Below are 23,116 nucleotides of genomic sequence, written 5' to 3' on the forward strand. Positions count from 1 at the left end.
TTGGGTCAAACTGAGAAGTCCGGACGTGCAACCGGCAGGTCGGCTTTACCCCCAACTTCGGACATAGCCTTGCACCGCGCAAACTGACGCTTTGTGCCAGGAGCGGAACTGGCTGGAGCTGTCGAAATGCGCAGATTCTCGCAAAATCATCGGCCCGCTGCGGTCGCTACGCGCGCATCCCGATAGCGGGCCGAAATGGCGGATCGTCTTCAGGCAAAGGAGGTGCCGGAGCATAGCGATCGAATTGCATTGTGAACGCGGCGCGGCCCCTCGACATTCTTTGCAAGGTGCTGGCATAGCCGAACATGTTGATAAGCGGCACCACCGCGTTGACAGTCGCGACGTTGGGGCCCCTGCGCTCGATCTCTCCACGCCGTAATCGAATATCATCGATCACAGCCTGAGCATATTCGTCCGGCGTCACCACCTCGACCTTCATGATCGGCTCGAGCAGGACGGACTTGCCCATCTGCAGCGCTTCGCGGAAGCAGGCGCGCGTCGCGATCTCGAATGCCAGCGCCGAGGAGTCGACATCGTGATACTTGCCGTCGATCAGTTGGACCTTGACGTCCACCACCGGGAAGCCGGCGACCACGCCCGAGGAAAGCACGCTCTCGAGACCTTTTTCGACGCCGGGGATGTATTCGTTCGGCACCGCGCCGCCGACGATCTTGGATTCGAACTCGTAGCTCTTGCCGGGTTCGTTCGGCTCGACGACGAGCGTCACGGCCGCGAACTGACCGGTACCGCCGGTCTGCCTCTTGTGGGTGTAGGAGTGCTCGACCCGCTGAGTCACGCGCTCACGGAATGCCACCTGGGGCGCGCCGATATTGGCGTCGATCTTGTAGGTGCCCTTCAGCATATCGACTTTGTCATCAAGATGGTCTTCGCTCTGTCCTCTCATGATGGTCTGACCGGATTCGGGATCGAGCGACACCCTAAACAATGGGTCATCGGCAGAGAGCTTCGCGAGCGCAGTGCTGAGCTTCTGCTGCTCAGCCTTCGACTTCGGCTCGATGGCCATTTCAACCAACAACGGCGGCGGGTGGATGGCATCCGGCATTGCTCAATCCTAAGTCTATGGTAGCAGCGAAGCTTCATTCTAGCCAAGGTTGGGCCGGTAAATCGAGAAAGAAATCACGAGGCCGAGGCCCCTAAGGGTCAGTTCCGGACGTCGGGTGGAGTCCTGTGTGATATCCGCTTTACCCTAATGAACCGACATCGTTAGCAAGCCCGTTACGGAAACTGCCAAAACGCCGCTGTCAGAGACACGCTAAGCTCCAAATCACGAACGTCCGGGCAAATTCGGAGAGACCAAGCTGGCCTGCATCCGGCGCAGCTTCCTGTCCCAAGCCTGCAGGGGAATCACCTGCGTGCCGAAACTAAGCTGCGTTCAGGTACGAAACCCTCAATCTGCTTGTCCGAAACTTCGGTCATGCGATCGTGCCCCGTCATGCGGCGCTCGATTGCATGTTGTCCAACGCCGCACGCACGTCGTCGGCGAAGGATCCAGAAACATCTGGCGCGAACCTCGTATGACGCAGCGGGACAATTTCCGGCGGATAACCAAAGCCCGGCATGCTGGCCTTGCGGTGCAATGCAGCAAGCTCGCCATAGGCGGCGCGCAATTCGGCAACGGCTGCGGCGTACCTGGCGCCTGCCGCGTCGTGCTTTTCCTTGAACGTTGCCATGTCACTTGTCTCCGTTTGCCTTGGCGAACTCGCCGAACTCGTGGGACATGAACCCGCCAACGCGAGCCGCTTCATTGGCGACAGTCGTGTGCACGGCATCGAGCAGTTCAAGCGCTTCTTGGGCTTGAGCGATCTGCGCAATGTCCTCGGCGTGATAGGTTGCGCGATAGCTCTGCACCAGCGCGGCGCGCTGGTCGCTAGTGACGCCTGTGAGAAACGCCGGCCCCTCAAGCAGAGCAGCAAACACTTCTCGCGGAAGATCGGGCGCCGACAGAAATTTCATTCTTCGGGCGCTGACATAGCAGCTACTCGGTCGCGGATCTGCGATCGGACGGCAGCCGACGCGGCGTCGGCTGGTTCGGCCGGTGGCGGAATCAATCGTTTCTCCCACGTCGCCAAATCCTCCCGAAACTTCGCCGCAAGCTTGGTCGCATTTGATAGGTGCTTCACCGTCACCGACCCAATGTGCTTGCGTATTTCCTCTCGCTTTCCGTCGGCGGTAAGATTGACGTTTTCGGGGACATTGCGGGCATTTGCGCGAAGCGCGTCTTGAGCGTCTGCGAGCTTGAGCGCCGTGTAGAGAAACGTTTTCGAGGCGCTCGAAGCCGGAAAACTTCACGCCTCTGGTAACGATCAGATCGTGCATCTCATTCATGGTCAGAACTTTCTAGGGTGGTTGGGAATCAGGCCGCGACGGATTGTGTGCGCGCGTCGGGACTGGCGAAATGCCCGAAGAAGGTTGGAAGATGCAGCGCCCAGCGCCCGGCGACTTTCTTCGCGCCTGGCACGCGTCCGCTCTCAAGCGCGTGGAACGCGCCCTTCTCGGTCCGGCCGATCACTTTCGCGATTGCGGCGGCGCCCCAAACGATTTCATTGTCGCGTTGATTATCTGCCACGCGCGAGTCTCCATGAGGCTCGCATCTTCGGGCACAAAAAAAGGCCGAGAAGCGAGCACTGTTGAGTGCTGTTCGCTCTCGACCATCCCGGTCGTTCAGATTTCACGATATCGCTAGAGCATCACGCTCATCGCTGCCATCCCGGCAGACGATATCGCTACTGGCTTAGATTGCCGTATAACCTACACGAGTACTAGTTAATGATTAGTTATCAACCAAATTGCCCCTCCGCTGCCGCCAATTCCGCAGAGTCATCAGCGCGCGGAAACAGGTGGCCGTACAAGTCGGCGGTGATCGCGATGTTCGAATGTCCAAGACGTTCGCTCACGACTTTCAGCGGCAATTCAAGTCCGCCGTCTACCTTTCGATTGATGCACCACGACGCGAAGAAATGACGAAGGGAATGCAGACCGGTGTATTTTGCGGTGAGCACCGGCTTGTCGTCTTCGTCAAGTTTTGACCCGGTCACCCCGGCCTTGGTCAAACTTGGAATCAAGCCGCGCGTGATGATGTTCGCATGCGCCTCAACATTCCCCTCCCCGTTAGGAAAGACGTAATGCAGGCGTCCCGTCGACTTCTGCTTTGGACATACCAACTTCCATTCGCGTAGCGCGTTCAAGGTTGTCGGCGGTACCGGAACTGTCCTCTCGCCGGCTTCCGACTTCGGGGGCCCGATTTCGTTGTAGGCGTCCGCGCGTTGGTGAACGTGCAGTTCGCCTTTCTTGACGTCGACGTCTTGCCAGCGAAGTCCGCGCAGTTCCGACGCGCGGAGCCCGCACCGTATCGCCACCAGCAGAAACGGTTTCCAGCGCCCGTCTGCGGCTTTCAGAATGGCGTCAATTTCGTCTGGAGCCGGAATGTCGACGCCGACTTTGAGCCTTCCCTTGGCCCGCCGTTCGGCCTTGCGTTCCTTTCCACGCTTGCGATTGGCGCGGAGGCTTCGCACAACGTTTTGACCAACGTGGCCGCGCTCTTGCGCATCGGATAGGACAGAGCCCAGTGTACCCGTGACGCGTTTTACCATGTCGGCCGACCGCTGCCCTGACATGTCCTGGCCGGGCGCCGGTACGCCCTTGCGGAGCTTGTCCTGCCAATCCCGTACAAGTCCGACCGTGAGGGCCGAAAGCTTTAGGCTCCCGAGATAGGGGTTGATGTGGTCCCGAAGATGTTGCTCGTAACCGTCTACCGTTGTGCGCTCTAAATCAACGCATGCATCAATCCAGTTGCGGCCAGCCACTTCCACGGTGGGACTTTTCGAAGCCGGAACGTGTGTGCCCTTTCCCAGATCGACGCGGACCTGCGCGTGGAAAGCGTCGGCCTCTTTCTTTCGATCAAAGGTCTTGATTACGCGCTTGCGTTTGTTGCGCTTGTCCAGTTCGGCAATCGAGTATTGGACGACATAAGCTTCCCGCGTCTCGCCGCTCTGCGTTGTCCAAACCCGTTTCCTGACCGACATTGTTGCGCCCCGACCCGATTGGAATAACCGGGGGTATACAGGAGGCGCGACAAAGGCGCAACACAGCCGCTATTTTACTAACAAATACAATGCGCGATCGAAGACTCTGACTCTGTTTGTCTAGGTTCGAATCCTAGTTCCCCAGCCAGCCGCGCTCTCCTCAGCCGGCGGCCACCACCGGCAGCTCCGCGATCATGCGAATGCCCGGCCGTCTCCGCCAATGAATTTGTGATGGTTCGACCGCCAGCTTGAGTGTGGGCCAGCGCGTGAACAGCGCCTGCAGCGCGCAAATTCCTTCGATCCGCGCAAGCTGGTGGCCGAGGCAGAAATGTATTCCCGTCCCGAACGACAGATGCCGGTTCGGCCGCCGCTCGAGATCGAGACGTTCAGGATCCTCGTTCGCCTGCGGGTCGAGATTGGCCGCGACAATCATCGCCATCACCCGATCACCCCTCTTCAATTTCACGCCGTCGAGATCGACGTCATGGCGCACATAGCGCGGCTTTGAAAATTGCACCGGCGAGACGAAGCGCAAAAATTCTTCCACCGCAAGGCCAGCGCGGATCCAGTCCGCTGCCAGCCAATCGCGTCGCTCTGGATTTTTCAGCAACTCGAACACCGATCCGCTGATCAGATGGGTGGTGGTTTCGGAGCCCGCCCCCAGCAAGAGAAACACCATCGAGACCATTTCGTCCGGCGTGATGCGTCCGCCTTCCTTCTCGACCCGCACAAGCTCGGCAATCAATCCTTCGCCGCCCTGTTCCCGGGCGACCTGCAGACGCGCCTTCAGATAGTGCCGCATCCTCATCATTCCGCTGATCAACCGCAGAAAGCCGAACGCGTTGGTGAGATTCCCGATTGAATTGGCCCAGGCGATGAATTTCGGCCGGTCGGCCGACGGCAGGCCAAGCAGCTCGCAGATCACCGCGAGCGGCAACATCCGCGCATAACGTTGCACCAGATCGGCAGGGCTGCCCGCCAGAAACAATTCATCGGCGAGGCGATCGGCGATGGCGCGGATGTGTGGTTCCATGTCCATCACTGCTCGGCGACGGAACGCTTCGTCGACGATATCGCGCAGCCGCGTGTGATCCGGTTCGTCCATTGTGAGCATGTTGTTGGCGAGTGCCCCGATTAGCTTCGGCATCCACCAGGGCAAGCCGACGAGCGAGCCACCCTCCTTGCGCAGCGTGAACGTCGTGCTGTCCTTCAGCACGCGCGCCGTCGCGTCGTAGGTCGTGGTGACCCAGAGCCGGCCCAGAATGGGAAACTTGGTCGCGACGACAGGTCCGGATGACCGCAACAGGGCCACGCCTTTCTGGGGATCACGAAGAAAAGCCTCGCTGGAGAAATCCACAAGCTCAGCCATCGACCACCCACGATGTCACTCGCACGTTCGCTTCAAAATGGTGCGTTACATCGCGGCCGCAAGGCCGGTCATCTTCCCCATTTTTTAGACTTCCGCTGACCGAGGGCGGGCAAACGTCGCCTCACACTGGCGGCGTGCCGTGGGTATGAAACGACTCGATCGTCTTCAGCCCCCAGGCCTGCCCCTTCTTGCGCTCCTCTTCGGTCCAGACAATCGGCTTCCAGTCGGGCGCCAGAATGAGCCGGGCCCCGGCATTGGCGACTTCGACGCGGTTGCCACCCGGTTCATAGACATAGAGGAAGAAGGTCTGCTGGATCGCATGCTTGTGCGGACCAGTCTCGATGTGCACGCCGTTTTCGAGAAAGATATCGGCGGCCCGCAAAATCTCCTCCCGGCTGTCGAGCGCATAGGTGACGTGATGGAAGCGGCCGGCCTTGCCATAGTGATCGCGGGTATAGGCGAAGTCATAGCTCTTGTTCGACATCGTCATCCACATCGCGGCTTCCGTACCGTCGTTCAGCACGATCTGCTCGGTGGTACGCAAGCCCAGATAGTTTTCGAAGAAGAGCCGGTTCGCCTTGATGTCGACGGCCAGACAATTGAGATGATCGAGTCGGCGGACGTTGATGCCGCGCGCCGGAAACCGCTGCGCCTGGTTCTTTAGCGCCGGCTTGAGTTCGGGCGGCACCTGATACCATTCGGTCTCGTAATAGAGCTCGACGATATGACCATCGGGGTCGCGGCAGCGGAATGTCGGCCCCTGCCCCATGTCGCCGTCGATCCAGCCGATGTCGAAGCCGGAGCCCTTCAGCGCGGCGACGCGACGCTCCAGCGCCTGCGGGCTACGCGCGCGCAACGCCATGTGCTCCATGCCGGATGTTTTCGAGGCCGTCAGCTTCAGCGAATAGCGCTCGTAATCGTCCCAGCCGCGCAGGTAGACTGAATCGCCGTTCTGGCCGCTGACGGTCATGCCCATGACGTCGACAAAGAATTTCAGGCTCTCGTCCGGCTTCGGCGTCAGCAATTCCATGTGGCCGAGATGGGCGAGATCGAAGATCGGCTCGGGGGTCATTGTGTCGCTCCTGGTCGCAAGTTCTTCGGATCGTCATACCCGCGAAGGCGGGTGTCCAGTACGCCGCGGCTTCTCGGCTCAATCACTGCTGTCTCTGGAATACTGGGTCACCCGCGTTCGCGGGTGACGACACCTGTAAAGGCTACCAAAGCGCCCGCGTCACGTCGTCGAACAGTTCGTCAACGCCGAACGCGCGCGGAATGAGCTTCTGCTGCGCGGAATAATCTATAATCAGTTGCAGCGAACGCTGCGTTTCGTCCCGGCTGAAACGCGGCGCTGCTGGCGAAGCGGTCGCGGACTCGGCAAGCAGCCGATGCACCTCCCGCACAGCATCCGGATGTTCCTCCGACAATCTCCGGCTCACCACCATCATATGATTGATCGGCACCACCCCGTGCTTTTCGAACCAGACTTTCTCCTCCGTGCCAACATCGGCAAACAGCGGCTTCAAATCCGGATGATCCGATTTCTCGCCGAGCACCGCATCGAGTTCGCCGTCGATCAGCATCTGCACGATCTGCTTGCCGGCAGGGGCTCGCTTGGTCATATCCACGAACTCGGCGACATGGGCATCCTCGAACGTCACCCACTCGATCGAATCGAGATCGACGCCGTAGTCATTGGCAAGGATGCCGCGTAGCCATGCGCCGGTCGTGGTGGTGAAGGACCGAATGCCGACCCGCTTGCCCCTGAGGTCGTGGGGCGTGAGCTTGCCTGCCTTCGCATTGTAAAGCGCATGCCCATGCTGGAACCGCGCCAACACGACATCGGGCAGCAGCACCATCGGCTTGCCGAACGATTTTGCCATCAGATAGGTGACGATCGCCATCTCCGAGACGTCGAACGCCGCTTCGCGGACCATCGGCTTGAAACCTTTGTTGGTCGGCGAATACGGCGCAAAATCGAACGCGACCAGATCCGATCCGATCGAGCCGTTCTTCAGCGCGGCTGTGCCTGGATGGTCGCCGAGCAAGGTGCGCAGGCGCATTGCCACCTCAGTCCTCCTCGAGTTCGTCGACATAGACGAGTCCGGCCTTCGCCAGCGGCTCGCGCATCTTGTACATGTCGAGCCCAAGCACGCCCGCCGCCAACTGTTTTCGCTTGCCGTCCTCATCCGCAACGCGCTTCTCGCCCTTGGCGACGACATCGGCGGCGTCCTTGCGCCGGATCACCACGACGCCATCATCATCGGCAACGACCGCGTCGCCCGGCACCACGTTGATGCCGGCGCAGACCACGGGCACGTTGACCGCGCCCAGCGTCGCCTTCACCGTGCCCTTGGCCGAGATCGCCTTCGACCACACCGGAAAGCCCATTTCGCGAAGCGACTTGGCGTCGCGAACGCCGGCATCGATGACGAGACCCTTGACGCCGCGCGCCATCAGCGAGGTCGCCAGCAGATCGCCGAACATGCCGTCGGTATTATCCGTCGTGCAGCCGACCACCAGGATGTCGCCGGGCTGGCACTGCTCGACCGCGACATGGATCATCCAGTTGTCGCCGGGCTGCGCCAGCACCGTCACGGCGGTGCCTGCCGTCTCGGCCCCGCTCCACACCGGGCGCATATAGGGCTTCATCAATCCGAAACGGCCATAGGCCTCGTGCGCGGTGGCGACGCCGAGGGCGCCCAGCCGCGTCACGAGCTCGGCCTCTGTGCGCTTGATGTTGCGGACGACGACCGTCTTCATGCCAATTCCTCCATCGCCATCGGGAACAGCCGCTGATAGGCCTCACCATAGGTCATCGGCTTGCCCGTATTGCGGCCGCCCTGCACACCCCGCTGCAACGCGACCCGTTCATAATAGGCCCACAGGTGCTTCTGGGCTGCGAGAATTTCGAACGTCTTGCGCTTGATCTCCCAGACCTCGTCGATGTTGAGGATCACCTGCGGCTTGAAATTGCACATCTCCGGCTGATGCGGCTCAAACAAAAATACCGGCGGCGCTGAATAGGTATATTTGGCCCCGGGCTTGTGGCCCATCGCCTGCGCGACCACGCGGGTTTCCTGCGCGAAGTGCGCCGCGTTCGGATGATCGAAATTATAGGGATCCTCCAGCGCATGGGTCAGCACGAAGGACGGATTGAGCTCGCGGTAGATATCGACCATGCGGTCGAAATGCGCCTCCGTCAGCCGCAGCGGATAATCGCCGGCGTCGAAGAACTCGATTTCCGCGCCCAGCATTTCCGCCGCGCGCTGCGCCTCGTCGCGCCTACCGGCCTTCACCTTCTCCATGGTCGCGCCGGCTTCCTTCCAGGCGAACTGGCTCTCGCCGCGCTCACCGAACGAGAGACACGCAATCTTGATACGATAGCCTTTCTTGGCGTGCAGCGCGATCGCGCCGCCCGCGCGCCAGACGAAATCGCCGGGATGCGCGGTAACCACGAGGCCCGTTTTGCCAGCATTGCTCATGATCGGGATTTCCTCCTTCGCTTGTTGCACGCCGCCGGCCGCACCGGCAGCATGACTACTGTTTGGCAATTCCTGCCCGCTCGATCACGCCAGCCCATTTGTCGATATCGGCCTTCAGCCGGTCGAGGATTTCCTCGGGCGAGCTGGCCTTAGCCTCGATGCCGAGATCGAGCGCGCGCTTCTTCAAGTCGGGCATCTCGAGCACTTCGCGCAGCGCGGCGTTGAGCGTCCTGATCACCTCCGGCGGCGTGCCCTTCGGCGCAAAGATCGCGTTCCAGGACCGCGCTTCGAAGTCCCTGCCGCCGGCTTCCTTCACGGTCGGCACGTCGGGCATGAACGTGGTGCGCACGGGTCCTGAAGTCGACACGGCAATCGCCGCCTTGTCGGCAATGTGCGACTGCACCGCGCTATAGTTTTCAATCGCTATCTGGATATCGCCACGCAACAGCGCGATCAGCACCTCGGGCGAACTGCGGAAAGGCACGATCGTAACATCGACGCCGGCGGTCGATTTGAACAATTGCGCGGCGAGGTTCTGCGTCGAGCCGACATTGATGGTGCCGACATTGAGCGCGCCGGGCTTTTGCTTCGCCGCCTTGATGAAGTCAGCCAGCGTCGGAAATGGCGAACCAGCCTGGGTGACAAAGATGAAGTCGAAATAGCCCATGCTCGAAACCGGCACGAAATCGGTCATGGGCTTGAACGCCAGGTCCTTGAACAGCGATACGGAAATCGCGGTGCCGTTGCTGAACAGCGCCAGCGTATAGCCGTCAGCGGGGGCGGACAGCACGGCGCGCGCCGCATTGATGCCTCCGGCGCCCGGCATGTTTTCGATGACGAAGCGCTGGCCGAGCTTTTCGCCGAGTTTTTCGGTAACTAGCCGCGCCGTGACATCGGCGACGCCGCCTGCGCCGAACGGCAGGATCAGCCGCACCGGCTTGTTTGGATAATTTTGTGCGTCGGCGATTTGCGGCAGGAACAATGCCGCCGCCAGCGCAGCGATCGCGGCGAACAACACGCCGCGCCGGCTCGAGGTATATCGCTCGCGTTTTTCCGCCATCGCTCGCGCGCCTTCAGAACTCGAACAGCCGCGCCGGATTATCGACCAGAATCTTCTGCTGCAGTTCCGGCTCCGGTGCAAACAGCGGAATGAGATCGACCAGATCGCCGTCATTGGGCATCACCTTCACATTGGGGTGCGGCCAGTCGGTTCCCCAGATCACGCGGTCCGGCGCCGTCTCGACAATATGCCGCGCGAACGGCACCGCGTCGTGGAATAGCGGCCCGCCGGACGATATCCGCTCGCAGCCGCACACCTTGACCCAGCATTTCTCGTCCCGCTTCATCAGGTCGATCAGCGTCCGGAACGGAAGCTGGTCGAGACCGTCTGATGCCTTGACGCGCCCCATGTGATCGATGGTGTAGCGCACCGGCAATTTTGCCAGCATCTCGGCATATTCAGGCAAATCGATCGCGTCGAAATGCAGGTCGATGTGCCAGCCGAGCGGCGCGACCATCGCGACGATACGGTGGAATGCCGCCATGTCGGGCACCCCGCCGAGATGCCGCACGAAATTGAAGCGGCAGCCGCGGAAACCGCCCTCATGCAAGTCGCGAAGGCCGCGCTCGGTGATGGTGTCGTCGATATTGGCGACGGCGCGAAAGGTGCCGTTGCTGACAGCGATCGCATCCAACGCCACGCGGTTGTCGGTACCGTGCACGCTGGCGTTGACGATGACGGCGCGGCCGATCCCGAGCTTCCTGTGCAACGCCCGGAAATCCTCCAGCGGCGCGTCGGGCGGCGTATAAGGCCGTCCGGGCGCGTAAGGGTATTTGTCGCCGGGGCCAAAGATGTGGGTATGCGCATCACACGCCAGCTCCGGAAGCCTGAATTTCGGCGTTCGCGTGTTGGGATCGGGTCCGGGGATGGTCGGCTTGTTCATGGTGCCTTCTGCAGTGCTTGGTTTCGCGCGATATTTAATCGGCTGAACTTTCTTTCCGCTTACGAGCGGCACCCACCGCGTGCGGTTGTATTGGCTTGGTCCAGCGCGACGCGCCGTCGATGTGATTGATGTCGGACGCCTGCAGTGAGGCGACCGTCGCCGAGACGAGTTGCTCGATCGCTTCCGCCATATCGGCGCCGTCGGCTTCACCGCGGGAGAGCCGCGTGACCCGCTCCGGATTGACGAGGGTATAGTAGAGCGCGCCGAGCAGGAATTGCGACCGCCACACGATCGTCGTCCGCGGCAGATGCGGCAGGCTTTCCGCGATGGCATCGATGAAGGCGTTGGTGGTGTCGTCGAAGATTTCCGCAATGATGCGGCCCACCACCGCGTTGCCTTCGGCCGACATCACCGCGCGCAGCCGCGTGAACCGCGCCCCACCGCCGGCAAGATCGCTGCTCGACGAAAACGCGGGCTGCACATAGGCGCGCACGATCGCCTCCAGCCGATCCTGAACGTCGCGCACGCGCCGTGCCGCGACCAGCAGCTCGATGCGGCGTTTGTTCATCGGCCCGCAATGGCGCTTGTAGATTTCGAGCAGCAGCCCGTCCTTGCTCTTGAAGTGATAGGTGATGCTGCCGGGGTTGGCGCCCGCCTCCAGCGCAATGTCGCGGATCGACACGGCATTGAAACCGCGCGTCGAGAACAGCAGCTCGGCCGCGCTCAGGATGGCTTCCCGCATGTTCGGGTTTCGCGTCATGGCATTTGCTTTCCGTTCTCGAGTTTTGTACGTTTGTACAAATGATAAGGTCTAGTCAACAAAAAATCCTATTCCAGAGAGGCGGCGCCCCCGCATGTCCGTTTTCTGCAATATCCTGCGCACCGTACTCGCAGCCGCCACGCTTTCGCTGGCGGCCACACACGCCTACTCTGAGCAATTCCCGACCCGGCCCGTGCGCATCCTGGTGCCCTACGCTGCCGGCGGCGCCGTCGACGGGCTGGCGCGCACGCTCGGGCAATCGCTGTCGAAGACCTGGGGGCAGCAGCCCGTCATCGAAAATCGGCCGGGCGCTGGCGGAATCATCGCCTCGCAGGCGCTCACGCAATCGGCGCCGGACGGCTACACGCTGATCCTGGTCGCCAGCGGCCATCCGCTGAACCGGTTCTTCTATCCAAAGCTGCCCTACGACACCTTCAAGGACTTCACCGCCATCAGCGAGATCGCTTACTCGCCGCTCGCAATCGTGGTGTCCAAAGCCAACTCAGTGAAGAATTTGCAGGAGTTACTGGCGACAGCGCGTGCAAAGCCTGAGGCATTGTCGTACGGCATGTCCGGCAACGGCACCTCGGCGCATCTGGCCGGTGAACTCCTCAACCACATGGCGAAGGTGAAAGTCCAGGCGATCCCCTACAAAGGCGGCGCACCTGCCCTCACGGCCGTGATCGCAGGTGAGATTCCCATGAGCGTCAACCAGCTGCCCGAGGTGGTCGGCCAACTCGAAGGCAATGCGGTGCGCGCTCTTGCCGTGACAACGGCCCAGCGCTCGAAAGTGTTGCCCGATGTTCCAACGGTCGCGGAAGCCGGCCTGCCCGGCTATGACGCCTCGGTCTGGTGGGGTTTTCTCGGTCCGGCCGGCATGGCGCCTGAGCTGGTCGCCAAGATCCACGCCGACCTTACCGCCGCCCTGAAGGATCCGGTGGTGCTCACCGCGCTGGAAAAGATGGGCGCCACGCCGGTCGGCAATTCGCCCAAGGATTTCGACGCCTTCATGCGCGCCGAAGCTGCGAAGTGGGAGCCGGTGCTGAAGGAGGCGAATATCAAGGTGCAGTGAGATGGCCGAGCCGGCTGGCGCGGTCAGGTCACCGCGCATTCGCCGGCGCGTGCACGTGCCAGAGATCGGCGCGCCAGTGCAGCACGATCGCGAGCATTAGCGCGAGACCGGCCGCCGCGTAGACTGTGCCGGTCGCCGCAAATCCGATCTCGTCGATCAGGCTGCCGGCGGCCAACAGGCCGATCGGCAGGCCGTAGATCACCATCATGCGCACGCCCATCACCCGGCCGCGGAAATTCTCGCTCGCGGTCCGCATCAGGATGACGGCGATCGAAATCATGGCGAGGCTTTGCGAAAAGCCTGCTACCACCAGACACACGATCGCGGTCGGCACCGTCTGCATCTGCGCAAACACCAGCAAGGTCGCGTACCAGACGACGGTCGCGCCGATCATCAGCCGCGCCACTCGGATATCGCGGATCAGGCTCAATACGATCGAACCGGCCAGCGAGCCGATCGCAAAACTCGCCGACAGATAGCCAAGCCCGGTCTGGTTGGTGCCGTAAATCGTCTTGGCGATATAGGGCAGCAGGCCGTTGGAAAGCGGATAAGCCGTCAAGTTGGCGAGGAACGCCACCCAGAGCGCGGCCTGCATCCGCGGCGTGGTCCAGACATAGGCGACCCCCTCCTTGAGATCGCGCAGCGGCGAGCGCTGCAATGCCCCGCTAAAAGCCTCGCCCGCCGCATCCGGCTTTGCCGGCGCGACGATGCACAGCGTCAGCGCGGTCGCGACAGTATAGAGGGCGACGATCGCCACATAGGCCGGGCCCATGCCGAGCGAGGCAAACAAGCCGGCACCGCTCAGCGCGCCGGCGATGCGCGCGGTATCCATCGTGGTGCGCGAGATGCTGATTGCACCAATCAACTGTCCATGCGGCATGATGGTCGCAACTAACGCGCCGCGCACGCCAAGATCCGATGGGCGGACGATGCCCATCACGGCCGCGATGACAAAGACATAGATCGGCGCTAGCTGGCCGGATAGCGCCAGCGTCATCAGCACGGCCGCCAGCATCGCGTAGGCCGCGCGCATCATCGCCAGCAGATCGCGATGACCGATGCGGTCGCCGACGACGCCGAACATCGGCGCTACCAACGTACCGACATAGCCGAGCGAGGCGAACAGGGTAAGCAGCAGGACCGATCCGGTCTCGACCAGTACGTACCAGCCGAGAATCAGCGTCTCCATCTCGAACGCCCACGAGGTGAGCAGATCAGCCGGCCACTGAAAACGGTAGTTCCTGACGCGGAATGGTGCGAGCGCGGAGGATTGCGCAGGCTCGCTCAAAGTGCGTTGGCGCGATTCATCGCGGTCCACCCCTGCCCTGTTTCTTGTTATGAAGAACTGGATAGCAAGCCGAGCCCTGCGTTTCAAGCAGCCGCGTTTCAAGCAGCCGACATGGCCCTGGCGCGGTGCGAGAGCAACAGCCGCCTCACCTCGGCGGCCGATATTGCGGGGCTGAACAAATAGCCCTGCATCTCGGTGCAGCCGAGGATGTACAGCAAGTTCCGTTGCTGCTCGGTTTCGACACCCTCCGCTGTCGTCGTCATGTCGCTGGCGGCTGCGATGTTCACTACCGCCTGGACGATGGACGAGGATGCGCCGGGGCCTGCGATATCCCTGATGAAGGAGCGATCGATCTTGATCTTGTCGAACGGGAAACGCTGCAGGTAGCGGAGCGAGGAGTAGCCGGTGCCGAAATCGTCCAGCGCGATCCGGACACCCAGCTTGCGCAACTGATGCAGCATGTCGAGTGCCGCCTCGTCGTCGCGAATGAGGACGGCTTCGGTGATTTCGAGCTCCAGCCTGCTCGCGGGAAGGCCGCACGCCGCAAGCGCCGCGGCTACGTTCAACGCCAACGATTGGCTCCTGAACTGCACCGGCGAGACGTTGACGGCGACGCGAACATGGTCCGGCCAGGTCGCGGCCTCGGCGCAGGCGGCATTGAGCACCCATAGCCCGAGCTGATTGATCAGACCGCTGTCTTCCGCGATCGGGATGAATTCCGCCGGCGAGATCATGCCGCGCTCGGCGTGCCGCCACCGTAACAGCGCCTCGCAGGATGAGATCTTGCCGTCCTCGATGTTGACCACCGGCTGATAGTAGGTTTCGAGGCTGCCGTCGTTGATCGCCTGCCGCAGCTCGAGCTCCAGGCTTCGCCGCGTCTTGGCGCGCTGATCCATGCCGGCCTCGAAGAAGCGATAGGTCCGCCGTCCGTCGCCCTTGGCGCCGTAGAGTGCCAGGTCTGCATTTCTCAACAGATGGTCGAGGTCCACCCCGTCGCCGGGGGCAAGCGCTATTCCGATGCTGGCATCGGTGGTGATCAGGTGCCCCATGCATTCAAAGGGCTGCCTGATCGCCGAATGGATTTCATCAACGAGCCGAGTGGTTTCCGAGCGATCCTTGATAGGCATTTGAATGACGGCAAACTCATCGCCGCCGAGTCGGGCCGCCACGTCGGTTTCACTCAAGCAACCGCGCAGGCGATCGGCGACGCCTTTGAGCAACTCATCGCCGATCGCATGACCGAGCGCGTCGTTGACGCTCTTGAATTCGTCGATGTCGATATAGAGCACCGCCAGTTGCTCGGTCGGCTGAAGCGCTGCAAGCGCCTGTTCGAGCCGCGCGCGGAACAGGATCCGGTTCGGCAGGTCCGTCAAGCCATCGAAATGCGCAAGATGCGCGATCCTCTCGTCAGCGCGCGTCCGCTCGGTGATGTCTTCGATCGTGGCGACCCAGCCGCCGTCCTTCAGCGGCCGATTGATGATTTCGATCGCCCTGCCGCCCGGAGCCTGCGTGAGCTGACGCGTCGCCTTACCGAGCGACACTTTCTGGATGATCGCGTTACAGAATTCATCGACGTCGCCATCGAAGGATCCGGTTTCCTTCCGGTGGGCGATCAGCCGTTGCATGGTGCAGCCGGGCTTCGCCACGTCGGGCGACAATCTGAACATGTCGAGATAGGGCTGGTTGCAAATGATGATCCGTGCGGATGCATCATACAGAACAAGGCCCTGCGGGATATTGTTCACGGCGATCGAGAGCTGGCGCCGCTCGGCCACCAGCCGCTGATCAGTCAGTCGGTCGCGCCGCAGCAACAGTCCGGCAACGACGGCCAGAACGGCGACGAGCGCCAGCAGGACGCGTTCGCGCAGGCCCCATCCGAAGGTCGCGATGCCGCCGATAATCGCCGCCGCCAGCGGCAAGCCGCGTGATCGTTCCGGCCCTTTGCGCAGGGCCGGCCGAACCGCTCGACATTTGCGGGCCGCCGTCGATGTCCACCCCAGATGCCTCCCCGCGCATGCCCCGCCAAGATGCCCCGATTTGGCGAGCGGCATGCGCCAGATGAAAAGTTGGCGTGCTATCGGACTCCAAAACTTGGTTTTCCGATCGCGCGTTGGCGATATTGGCGCAGCACTGATGGAAGGAACTTGCAGTTAGCAATCTCTTACCCTGCACACGGCCCGGGTCCGATCCGCAATCTGGAATGGGAGGTTACCGAGAGGAGGTCATCGGGAGGCTCCTCTCGTTCGAAGTGGTAAATGAATGATTAATCCGCAGCCGGCGTCGCGCCGGGTCGGAAACGCAAGAAAGCCCTTATTTTCCAGCGCAAGTTGCGCTCGATCGCGCCGACGGACCGTTGCTGCAAATACGAATCCTGACCGAGATGCCGCAGATTTAGCTGATACGAAACCTCTCCGGCTTAACCGTTTCGCTAGTCGGAGCCGCCCATAATGCTGGCCAGACCCCAATTCATGAGATCCAGGTTCAACACCGTGACATCCTTCGGACGTGTGATTTCCGTGCGCGGCTCCCTCGCCCGGGTCGGACTTCTGGCAACGGGCCAGATGCCCCTTTCCGAAGTGCGCGCCACCGTCGGCCGCTTCATCAGTATTCGCTGTGCGACATCCACCACTATCATCGCCATGATTACCGAGGTGTCGTGCGAGAATCAGCCAAGTTCGGATGAATACATCGCGACCGCATCGGTCGACCTGCTCGGCGAAATTCTCGGCGGCGACCGCCCGAAATTCCAACGCGGCGTCACCAATTATCCGACGATCGGCGACGCCGTCGACCTCGTCACAGCCCAGGACCTTCGCACCGTCTATGCGCCGAGCGGGTCGGACCAGATCAATGTCGGCACCCTGCAGCAGGACCGCTCGGTGATCGCCTATGTCGACGTCGAGGAGATGCTCTCCAAGCACTTCGCGGTCCTCGGTTCCACCGGCGTCGGCAAATCGACCAGCGTGTCGTTGCTGCTCAACGAGATTCTCAAGGCGCGGCCGAACCTGCGGATTTTCCTGCTCGACGTGCACAACGAATATGGCCGCTGCTTCGGCGACCGCGCGCTGGTAATGAACCCGCGCAATTTGAAACTGCCGTTCTGGCTGTTCAATTTCGAAGAGATCGTCGACGTGCTGTTCGGCGGCCGCCCCGGCGTGCCGGAAGAGCTCGACGTCCTCGCCGAAGTCATTCCGATGGCGAAGGGTATCTATACCCAGTATCAGAACTCCGACCGGCTCGGACTCAAGCGCATGGATCCCAAGTCCGTCGGCTACACCGTCGATACGCCGGTGCCGTATCGCCTCGTCGACCTGATCTCGCTGATCGACGAGCGGATGGGCAAGCTGGAGAACCGCTCCTCGCGCATCATCTATCACAAGCTGATCTCGCGCATCGAGACCGTACGCAACGATCCGCGCTACGCCTTCATGTTCGACAACGCCAATGTCGGCGGCGACACCATGGCGGAAGTCATCAGCCATCTGTTCCGGCTGCCTGCCAACGGCCGGCCGATGACCATCATGCAGCTCGCCGGCTTCCCCGCCGAAGTCGTTGATTCCGTGGTGTCGGTGCTGTGCCGCATGGCGTTCGATTTCGGCCTGTGGAGCGACGGCGTGTCGCCGCTGCTGTTCGTGTGCGAGGAAGCGCACCGTTACGCTTCCGCCGACCGCAACATCGGCTTCGGCCCGACGCGCAAGGCGGTCTCGCGCATTGCCAAAGAGGGGCGCAAATACGGCGTCTATCTCGGCCTCGTCACCCAGCGCCCGGCCGAACTCGACGCCACCATCATTTCCCAGTGCAATACGCTGTTTGCGATGCGCCTTGCCAACGACCGTGACCAGGCGCTGCTGCGCTCGGCCGTCTCGGACGCCGCCGCCAACCTGTTGTCGTTCGTGCCCTCGCTCGGCACCCGCGAAGTGCTGGCCTTCGGCGAAGGCGTGGCGCTGCCGACGCGGTTGCGCTTCAAGGAGGTTCCGGTCCATCAATTGCCGCGCAGCGAAGCTACCATTGCGACAGTGCCGTCGGTTTCCGCCGGCCACGACATGCATTTCGTCTCCGCCGTGCTGGAACGCTGGCGCGGCGCCACCTCGCACCGCGACGTGCCGAACGACCCCTCGATCAGCGATCGCCCCGCCGCCCGCGTCATGACGCCGGTCGAAGCGCCGATGCTGCAGCCCTCGATGGGGCTCGATCCCGACCGCTTCTCGCTGCTGAAAAAGCCGCTGCGCTGAGGCGCAACAGCTTCGCGCGATTTCCGCGCACGCGGCGCTATCCACTTCGTCGCAAAACGCTATATGATTCCGGCAGCGCCGCATCCTGCGGCCATCAGCTGGAACCCTTTCATGACCAAGCCTGCCGCCAAGCGATTTCAGCCGCCCGCTATCGACAAGCTGCCGGAGGATATCCGCACGCGAATTCTCGCGGTGCAGGAAAAGTCCGGCTTCGTGCCGAACGTGTTCCTGACGCTGGCCTACCGGCCCGACGAGTTTCGCGCCTTCTTTGCCTATCACGACGCGTTGATGGAGAAGGACAGCGGGCTGACCAAGGCCGAACGCGAAATGATCGTGGTGGCGACGTCCGCCGCCAACCAGTGCCATTACTGCGTGATCGCCCACGGCGCGATCCTGCGCATCCGGGCAAAAAACCCCGTGATCGCCGACCAGATCGCGGTCAACTACCGCAAGGCCGACATCACGCCGCGGCAGCGCGCCATGCTCGACTTCGCCATGAAGGTAAGCCGGGCGGCCAATGAAGTCTCCGAGGCCGATTTTGCCGAGGTCGCAAGCCACGGCTTTTCCGAGGACGACATCTGGGACATCGCGGCCATTTCGGCCTTCTTCGCGCTGTCGAACCGGCTGGCCAACGTCACCGCGATGCGCCCGAACGACGAGTTCTACATGATGGGACGGCTGCCGAAACAGGACTGAGCCCGGCGTCGTTACGGTTCCATCAGACGTGCGGAGATGGATGGCTGTCCTGCAGTTGGCAAGATTTCATGTTGGAAGCGCTGCCGCCGTGCTAAAACGGCAGCAGGACTTTTCGTCGGACGAACGCAGTGAAAACCCAGCGGCCCATTACCACGGACGATGAGCACGTCGTGCTCAAGTTCCGGCCGCGTACCTCGGCGCACCCGCCGGGCGGGCGGGAAGAACCCAGCCAAGCCACTCGTCAAGCCACTCGTCAAGTCAAGAGCCCGCAAGCGGCGAACGATCTGTCCCGTTACGAACGGCCGCGCGATGAGGTTGACGACTTTCGTCATCGCATGCTCGCCAACATCGCAGCGCTCGCATTCACCGTGGCCCTGACCGCGATCGGCATCTGGCTCGCGGTGAGCATCGCCGATCTCCGCAAGACCCAGGACTGCGTCCTGATGGGCCGGCGCGACTGCGCGAGGATTTCGGTGGCGCCGCAGGGGTAGCGGCTCAGCCCGTAGCCACGTAGCCCAGATGGAGCCAACGGGTCGCGCGAATGCGCGCCCGATGACAGGCTACGCGCAATCCGGGACCGTTCACCCGCATTGACACCGCCCCGGATTTCGCTGCGCTCGATCCGGGCTACAAGGCTCCTCGCTCCTGCGTCGAGCTAGGCGAGAATTAGATGCACCTTCGGCGCAATTGCCGTTACGTTAGATAAGCACAAAAAAGTACGAGGGAGGCTATGGTGAAACTGTCAATCGCAACCGCAGGCTTTGTTCTCGCAATGCTCCTTTCCATTCCGGCGCTGGCACAGACGAGGGCTCTGGTGACCGAAGAGATGATGGTCAAAACTTCAGATCCCGGCATCGAGATCTACGTCCGCAACAAGCGGCCCGCGGACATGACCTCGTTCCGCCCCGAACAGACCGTGCTTTACGTTCACGGCGCGACCTATCCTTCGGAGACGGCGTTCGACCTCAAGCTGGATGGCTTGTCCTGGATGGAATACATCGCCGCGCGCGGTTATGACGTGTGGCTGCTCGATCTGCGCGGCTACGGCAAGTCGACGCGTCCTCCCGAGATGGCCGACAAGCCCGAAGCCAATCCGCCCATCGTAACCGGACAGACGGCAGTCAAGGACATCGGCACCGCCGTCGACTTCATCCTGCAACGCCGCAACATCCCGCGCCTCAACCTGCTCGGCTGGTCGTGGGGCACGACCCTGATGGCGACCTACACCACGCAAAACGCCTCGAAAGTCGAACGTCTTGTCCTCTATGCACCTGTCTGGATCCGGCAAACGCCCTCGCTCGTCCAGGCCGGTCCCGGCAAGCTTGGCGCATACCGAATGGTCACGCGCGAGCAGGCGAAGGAGCGCTGGTACACCGGCGTGCCCGAGGACAAGAAGGCCAGCCTCATCCCCGCCGGCTGGTTCGATGCCTGGGCCGACGCCACCTTCGCAACCGATCCGGTCGGCGCGCAGATGAATCCGCCGGTCGTCCGTGCCCCCAACGGCGTCGTGCAGGACGGCGCCGAATTCTTCGGCGCCGGCAAACCCTATTACGATCCCGCCAAGATCACGGTGCCGACGCTGCTGGTCGGCGCCGAATGGGACCGCGACACGCCGCCTTACATGGCGCAGACGCTGTTTCCGCTGCTGGTGAACTCGCCGGGCAAACGCTACGTCGCGCTGGCCGAGGGCACGCACAGCATCATCATGGAGCGAAACCGCCTCAAGCTGTTCGAGGCGGTGCAGGCGTTTCTCGATGAGGCGAAGCGGTCGTGAAAGTAGAAGTCGTGAAGGTAGGGCGGATTAGCGACAGCGTAATCCGCCGTTGGCTCAGTCTGCCGCAGCAAAATGCGCCATCTGGTCTGCGTGTGCCTTCGCGAAACACGGGCGGGCCGTGGCGCGCGCGACATAGTGACGACAGGCGGGATATCGCCCAGGCCGTCGAACCGATCGACAAGGCGCAGCACATCCGCCATGAGTATGTCGGCGACGGAGAAGGTCCCGGCCAGCCATTCGCGCCCCGCCAGGACCGGCTCCATGTGCCCGAGCCGTGCCTTGAGGAACCTGTCCAAACGCTTCCATGCCGGCGTATCACCGGTGTCGCCAGAGAACGCCAATATCGACCAGGGCAGGCTTGCCATCTCGACTGAATTGAGCGCCGCGAACAGCCATTGCAAAGCCTCGCTGCGACCGCGCGGATCGGCCGGCATCAGCGCGGCACTTCGCTCGGTCAGATGAAGCAGGATCGCGCCGCTCTCGAAGATCGAGATGTCTCCATCCGTCAACCACGGCACCTGGCCGAACGGTTGGTGCGTGAAATGCTCGGCACTGCGAGCGCGAAATGGCACGTTTTCGACGCGATAGGGCAAGGCGGCCTCTTCCAGCGCCCAGCGCACGCGTATGTCACGCACATAGCCCCGCGGCATCTCGGGAACCCAATCGAACGTGGTGAGGATCAGGTCGACCATTTTGCATCTCCATTTTCCTGGTTCACAGCAAAGGACGAGCGAACGGCTCGCGCGCCGACATCGCTGACAACTTTTTTCGTCACCGCAGAAAGCGGGATGAATTACAGCAAGTAGCCCGCATGAGCGCATGCGATATGCGGCATCGCTGGGCCCGGGTTTTCGCGGAGCCTCACTGCGCGAGCGCAATTGCGCTCGTCGCGTGGCGCGCATCCGCGCGACCCCGTTGGCTCCATCCGGGCTACGTTGCCACGAGGGTGTTTACCGGGTCCGTTCGCCAACGATCGCCGTCGCGGTTCGTAGCGCCTGCTCATAGCTCTTCAACTGGGCCTGCGCATACGCCTGCATGGTTCGCAGTTCGTCCGGTGTCTTGTTCTTCAACTGGGCGAGGCTGGGCGATAGCGATATCCCGCCATCCGCTGCCGGTCCTTTCTCACGAAGTGCAAGCACGCTCTCGATCCGCTGCAATGCGAGCCGGTTGCGCTGCGCTCCCTTCTCTGCGTGTACGACGTAGTGCTGCAGCCTTTCGGTCGACAGGGCGCGAGCGCCCTCCTCGTCGCCTTCGATCAGGCGAAGCAGTTGCTCGTCGACGATGTCGGTGCACAGATCGATACATTCGTCGCAGATGAACACGGCGGGGCCGGCGACCAGCTTGTTCACCTCGTCCTGGTTCTTGCCGCAGAACGAGCAGTAGAGGAGTTTGGCTTGTGATGCCGGATTCCTCGGCCTGCCCGGCCAGCCGGACTGTGGCCGGGCTGCTTCGATCTTGGCCGACAGGATATTCCAGTTTTCGTAGCCGAACGCTTTCGCGATCAGCTCCAAGGACTCGCTGTGCGTGGTTTGCACAGCCTTGGCAGTTAAGGCATCGCGCAGGGAACGCGCCATGGCTTTCGCATCGCGGAAATCGCGCATGAGAGCACCCGTATCGGCGAACGGAGGGAGATCGGTACCTGCCTTGCCGACCCGTTCGCCAATAGCGAGGGCCGAGATATCAGATACGTTCACCATCCCAGAGGGCGCAGGCGGCAGGTGTATCAACCGGTCATTATAGTTGGCTCGGGCGTGGTTGTTGTCAACCCGGGCGATGAACGCTGTGGCGCAGCTCCGCCCTACAGGCTAACGAGCAAGCTTATCGGATCGCACCGGTGCTAACACACGGTTCACCTTATTTCTGAAGACGAGATAAGTGATGATTAGGGCTACAGCCTTGGTTGTCGTCGGAACCATCAGTGAATATAACGCCCAAATGCGTATACTCGCTGTGGTAGCAACGAGCAGGTTCAGGGCCGCCAGACCAAACATCAAAGCAGCCCACACATAACCCACACGTTCAACCAGAGCCGCAGGTAATGCGTCGCGGGCGATCTTTGGAAGATATCGCACGAGCCAGCCACGGCGAAGCATAATTATGCCGATCGCCGCTCTGCTGATGCTCGGTTTTGCCATCAGAAATCGGCTGTCGCTGGTGATAAACGCAGAAGCGCCAAACACCAGCACCAGAGCGAGCGCCATCAATTGAATCGGAGGAATGGGACTGCGTAAATATCTCTGAACCGCGATCTGCAAAAAGCAGAAGCCAATTCCGAAACAAAGCGCCAGCATTACATCATTGGTCAAGAGTACTATGACAAAGAAAGCAAACGTCGAAAGAAAGTCCAGAAGCAAATGCTTCAACACGACCTGCATTTTTCGTGGTCTCCGGCTTTTCGACTCTTGAAGTAGCCTATGCCGTTGAAGTTGCGTTATGGTTACTGTGCACTTATAGCAC

Annotated in this window: 19 protein-coding genes and 5 pseudogenes; 5 read left to right on the forward strand and 19 right to left on the reverse strand. The window is 61.7% G+C overall.

Features of this window, described 5'->3' with window-relative positions:
* Positions 1 to 166: 166 nt before the first annotated feature.
* The 13 genes and pseudogenes from fusA to IVA95_RS31870 all read right to left on the reverse strand — a co-directional run.
* Positions 167 to 1,033: pseudogene (gene fusA / locus IVA95_RS31810) on the reverse strand (elongation factor G); the annotation flags it as partial.
* Between the two features lie 418 nt (positions 1,034 to 1,451).
* On the reverse strand, positions 1,452 to 1,691 hold the full coding sequence (locus IVA95_RS31815) for a hypothetical protein (protein WP_247514093.1): 240 nt from the start codon (positions 1,689 to 1,691) through the stop codon (positions 1,452 to 1,454).
* Between the two features lies 1 nt (position 1,692).
* Positions 1,693 to 2,346, reverse strand: coding sequence for a hypothetical protein (locus tag IVA95_RS31820; RefSeq protein WP_247514094.1), 654 nt, complete (start codon positions 2,344 to 2,346; stop codon positions 1,693 to 1,695).
* Between the two features lie 28 nt (positions 2,347 to 2,374).
* Positions 2,375 to 2,587, reverse strand: a complete 213-nt coding sequence (locus IVA95_RS31825; protein WP_247514095.1) for a DNA-binding protein — start codon at positions 2,585 to 2,587, stop codon at positions 2,375 to 2,377.
* 211 nt (positions 2,588 to 2,798) lie between these two features.
* On the reverse strand, positions 2,799 to 4,043 hold the full coding sequence (locus IVA95_RS31830; RefSeq protein ID WP_247514096.1) for a site-specific integrase: 1,245 nt from the start codon (positions 4,041 to 4,043) through the stop codon (positions 2,799 to 2,801).
* 160 nt (positions 4,044 to 4,203) lie between these two features.
* A complete protein-coding gene (locus IVA95_RS31835; RefSeq protein WP_247514097.1) occupies positions 4,204 to 5,412 on the reverse strand; it encodes a cytochrome P450 in 1,209 nt (402 codons plus the stop codon).
* A gap of 121 nt (positions 5,413 to 5,533) precedes the next feature.
* Positions 5,534 to 6,484: a catechol 2,3-dioxygenase gene (locus tag IVA95_RS31840; RefSeq protein ID WP_247514098.1), complete on the reverse strand. Its 951-nt coding sequence runs from the start codon at positions 6,482 to 6,484 to the stop codon at positions 5,534 to 5,536.
* 142 nt (positions 6,485 to 6,626) lie between these two features.
* Positions 6,627 to 7,472, reverse strand: a complete 846-nt coding sequence (locus IVA95_RS31845; protein WP_247514237.1) for a hypothetical protein — start codon at positions 7,470 to 7,472, stop codon at positions 6,627 to 6,629.
* Positions 7,473 to 7,479: 7 nt separating this feature from the next.
* Positions 7,480 to 8,172, reverse strand: coding sequence for a 4-carboxy-4-hydroxy-2-oxoadipate aldolase/oxaloacetate decarboxylase (locus tag IVA95_RS31850; RefSeq protein ID WP_247514099.1), 693 nt, complete (start codon positions 8,170 to 8,172; stop codon positions 7,480 to 7,482).
* Positions 8,169 to 8,894: a PIG-L deacetylase family protein gene (locus IVA95_RS31855; RefSeq protein ID WP_247514100.1), complete on the reverse strand. Its 726-nt coding sequence runs from the start codon at positions 8,892 to 8,894 to the stop codon at positions 8,169 to 8,171. The genes IVA95_RS31850 and IVA95_RS31855 overlap by 4 nt, the downstream gene beginning before the upstream one ends.
* A gap of 55 nt (positions 8,895 to 8,949) precedes the next feature.
* Positions 8,950 to 9,954: a tripartite tricarboxylate transporter substrate binding protein gene (locus tag IVA95_RS31860; RefSeq protein ID WP_247514101.1), complete on the reverse strand. Its 1,005-nt coding sequence runs from the start codon at positions 9,952 to 9,954 to the stop codon at positions 8,950 to 8,952.
* Positions 9,955 to 9,967: 13 nt separating this feature from the next.
* Positions 9,968 to 10,837: an amidohydrolase family protein gene (locus tag IVA95_RS31865; protein ID WP_247514102.1), complete on the reverse strand. Its 870-nt coding sequence runs from the start codon at positions 10,835 to 10,837 to the stop codon at positions 9,968 to 9,970.
* Positions 10,838 to 10,871: 34 nt separating this feature from the next.
* Entirely contained in the window at positions 10,872 to 11,597 is a 726-nt protein-coding gene (locus tag IVA95_RS31870; RefSeq protein ID WP_247514103.1) for a TetR/AcrR family transcriptional regulator, read from the reverse strand.
* A 94-nt stretch (positions 11,598 to 11,691) separates the two neighbouring features.
* Between IVA95_RS31870 and IVA95_RS31875 the strand changes: the two genes are divergently transcribed.
* Positions 11,692 to 12,669, forward strand: a complete 978-nt coding sequence (locus tag IVA95_RS31875) for a tripartite tricarboxylate transporter substrate binding protein (protein WP_247514104.1) — start codon at positions 11,692 to 11,694, stop codon at positions 12,667 to 12,669.
* Between the two features lie 28 nt (positions 12,670 to 12,697).
* Here the strand turns inward: IVA95_RS31875 and IVA95_RS31880 are convergent, their stop codons facing one another.
* The gene (locus IVA95_RS31880; protein WP_247514238.1) at positions 12,698 to 13,957 is read right to left on the reverse strand and encodes an MFS transporter; all 1,260 of its coding nucleotides are present in this window, start codon (positions 13,955 to 13,957) and stop codon (positions 12,698 to 12,700) included.
* Between the two features lie 98 nt (positions 13,958 to 14,055).
* A pseudogene (locus IVA95_RS31885) lies at positions 14,056 to 15,768 on the reverse strand (EAL domain-containing protein); the annotation flags it as partial.
* A gap of 657 nt (positions 15,769 to 16,425) precedes the next feature.
* Here IVA95_RS31885 and IVA95_RS31890 point away from each other — a divergent pair.
* The 4 genes from IVA95_RS31890 (at position 16,426) to IVA95_RS31905 (ending at position 20,659) form a co-directional block, all read left to right on the forward strand.
* On the forward strand, positions 16,426 to 18,189 hold the full coding sequence (locus tag IVA95_RS31890) for a DUF87 domain-containing protein (protein ID WP_213256183.1): 1,764 nt from the start codon (positions 16,426 to 16,428) through the stop codon (positions 18,187 to 18,189).
* 111 nt (positions 18,190 to 18,300) lie between these two features.
* Positions 18,301 to 18,885 (forward strand): peroxidase-related enzyme, encoded by a 585-nt coding sequence (locus IVA95_RS31895; protein WP_213256181.1) that lies wholly within the window; start codon positions 18,301 to 18,303, stop codon positions 18,883 to 18,885.
* A gap of 128 nt (positions 18,886 to 19,013) precedes the next feature.
* Positions 19,014 to 19,376, forward strand: coding sequence for a hypothetical protein (locus IVA95_RS31900; protein ID WP_247514105.1), 363 nt, complete (start codon positions 19,014 to 19,016; stop codon positions 19,374 to 19,376).
* A gap of 242 nt (positions 19,377 to 19,618) precedes the next feature.
* Positions 19,619 to 20,659 carry an alpha/beta fold hydrolase gene (locus tag IVA95_RS31905; RefSeq protein ID WP_247514106.1) on the forward strand — a complete coding sequence of 347 codons (1,041 nt, stop codon included), beginning with the start codon at positions 19,619 to 19,621 and terminating at the stop codon, positions 20,657 to 20,659.
* 54 nt (positions 20,660 to 20,713) lie between these two features.
* Here the strand turns inward: IVA95_RS31905 and IVA95_RS31910 are convergent.
* The 4 genes and pseudogenes from IVA95_RS31910 to IVA95_RS31925 all read right to left on the reverse strand — a co-directional run bounded on the left by IVA95_RS31910 (position 20,714) and on the right by IVA95_RS31925 (position 23,034).
* Positions 20,714 to 21,351, reverse strand: a pseudogene (locus IVA95_RS31910) (glutathione S-transferase family protein).
* A 573-nt stretch (positions 21,352 to 21,924) separates the two neighbouring features.
* Positions 21,925 to 22,113 (reverse strand): annotated as a pseudogene (locus IVA95_RS38615) (ClpX C4-type zinc finger protein); the annotation flags it as partial.
* Positions 22,105 to 22,356: pseudogene (locus tag IVA95_RS39190) on the reverse strand (glyoxalase superfamily protein); the annotation flags it as partial. The pseudogenes IVA95_RS38615 and IVA95_RS39190, both read right to left, overlap by 9 nt.
* Before the next feature lie 108 nt (positions 22,357 to 22,464).
* Positions 22,465 to 23,034, reverse strand: coding sequence for a septation protein IspZ (locus IVA95_RS31925; RefSeq protein WP_247514107.1), 570 nt, complete (start codon positions 23,032 to 23,034; stop codon positions 22,465 to 22,467).
* Positions 23,035 to 23,116: the final 82 nt, after the last annotated feature.

The organism is Bradyrhizobium sp. 157 (assembly GCF_023073815.1).
Lineage (GTDB): Bacteria > Pseudomonadota > Alphaproteobacteria > Rhizobiales > Xanthobacteraceae > Bradyrhizobium.

Coding starts and splice junctions, on each gene's coding strand:
- IVA95_RS31865 (WP_247514102.1), bottom strand. CDS start 10,837: ATGAACAAGCCGACCATCCCCGGACCCGATCCCAACACGCGAACGCCG.
- IVA95_RS31835 (WP_247514097.1), bottom strand. CDS start 5,412: ATGGCTGAGCTTGTGGATTTCTCCAGCGAGGCTTTTCTTCGTGATCCC.
- IVA95_RS31850 (WP_247514099.1), bottom strand. CDS start 8,172: ATGAAGACGGTCGTCGTCCGCAACATCAAGCGCACAGAGGCCGAGCTC.
- IVA95_RS31870 (WP_247514103.1), bottom strand. CDS start 11,597: ATGACGCGAAACCCGAACATGCGGGAAGCCATCCTGAGCGCGGCCGAG.
- IVA95_RS31890 (WP_213256183.1), top strand. CDS start 16,426: ATGAGATCCAGGTTCAACACCGTGACATCCTTCGGACGTGTGATTTCC.
- IVA95_RS31875 (WP_247514104.1), top strand. CDS start 11,692: ATGTCCGTTTTCTGCAATATCCTGCGCACCGTACTCGCAGCCGCCACG.
- IVA95_RS31830 (WP_247514096.1), bottom strand. CDS start 4,043: ATGTCGGTCAGGAAACGGGTTTGGACAACGCAGAGCGGCGAGACGCGG.
- IVA95_RS31820 (WP_247514094.1), bottom strand. CDS start 2,346: ATGAATGAGATGCACGATCTGATCGTTACCAGAGGCGTGAAGTTTTCC.
- IVA95_RS31855 (WP_247514100.1), bottom strand. CDS start 8,894: ATGAGCAATGCTGGCAAAACGGGCCTCGTGGTTACCGCGCATCCCGGC.
- IVA95_RS31845 (WP_247514237.1), bottom strand. CDS start 7,472: ATGCGCCTGCGCACCTTGCTCGGCGACCATCCAGGCACAGCCGCGCTG.
- IVA95_RS31925 (WP_247514107.1), bottom strand. CDS start 23,034: ATGCAGGTCGTGTTGAAGCATTTGCTTCTGGACTTTCTTTCGACGTTT.
- IVA95_RS31840 (WP_247514098.1), bottom strand. CDS start 6,484: ATGACCCCCGAGCCGATCTTCGATCTCGCCCATCTCGGCCACATGGAA.
- IVA95_RS31895 (WP_213256181.1), top strand. CDS start 18,301: ATGACCAAGCCTGCCGCCAAGCGATTTCAGCCGCCCGCTATCGACAAG.
- IVA95_RS31815 (WP_247514093.1), bottom strand. CDS start 1,691: ATGGCAACGTTCAAGGAAAAGCACGACGCGGCAGGCGCCAGGTACGCC.
- IVA95_RS31860 (WP_247514101.1), bottom strand. CDS start 9,954: ATGGCGGAAAAACGCGAGCGATATACCTCGAGCCGGCGCGGCGTGTTG.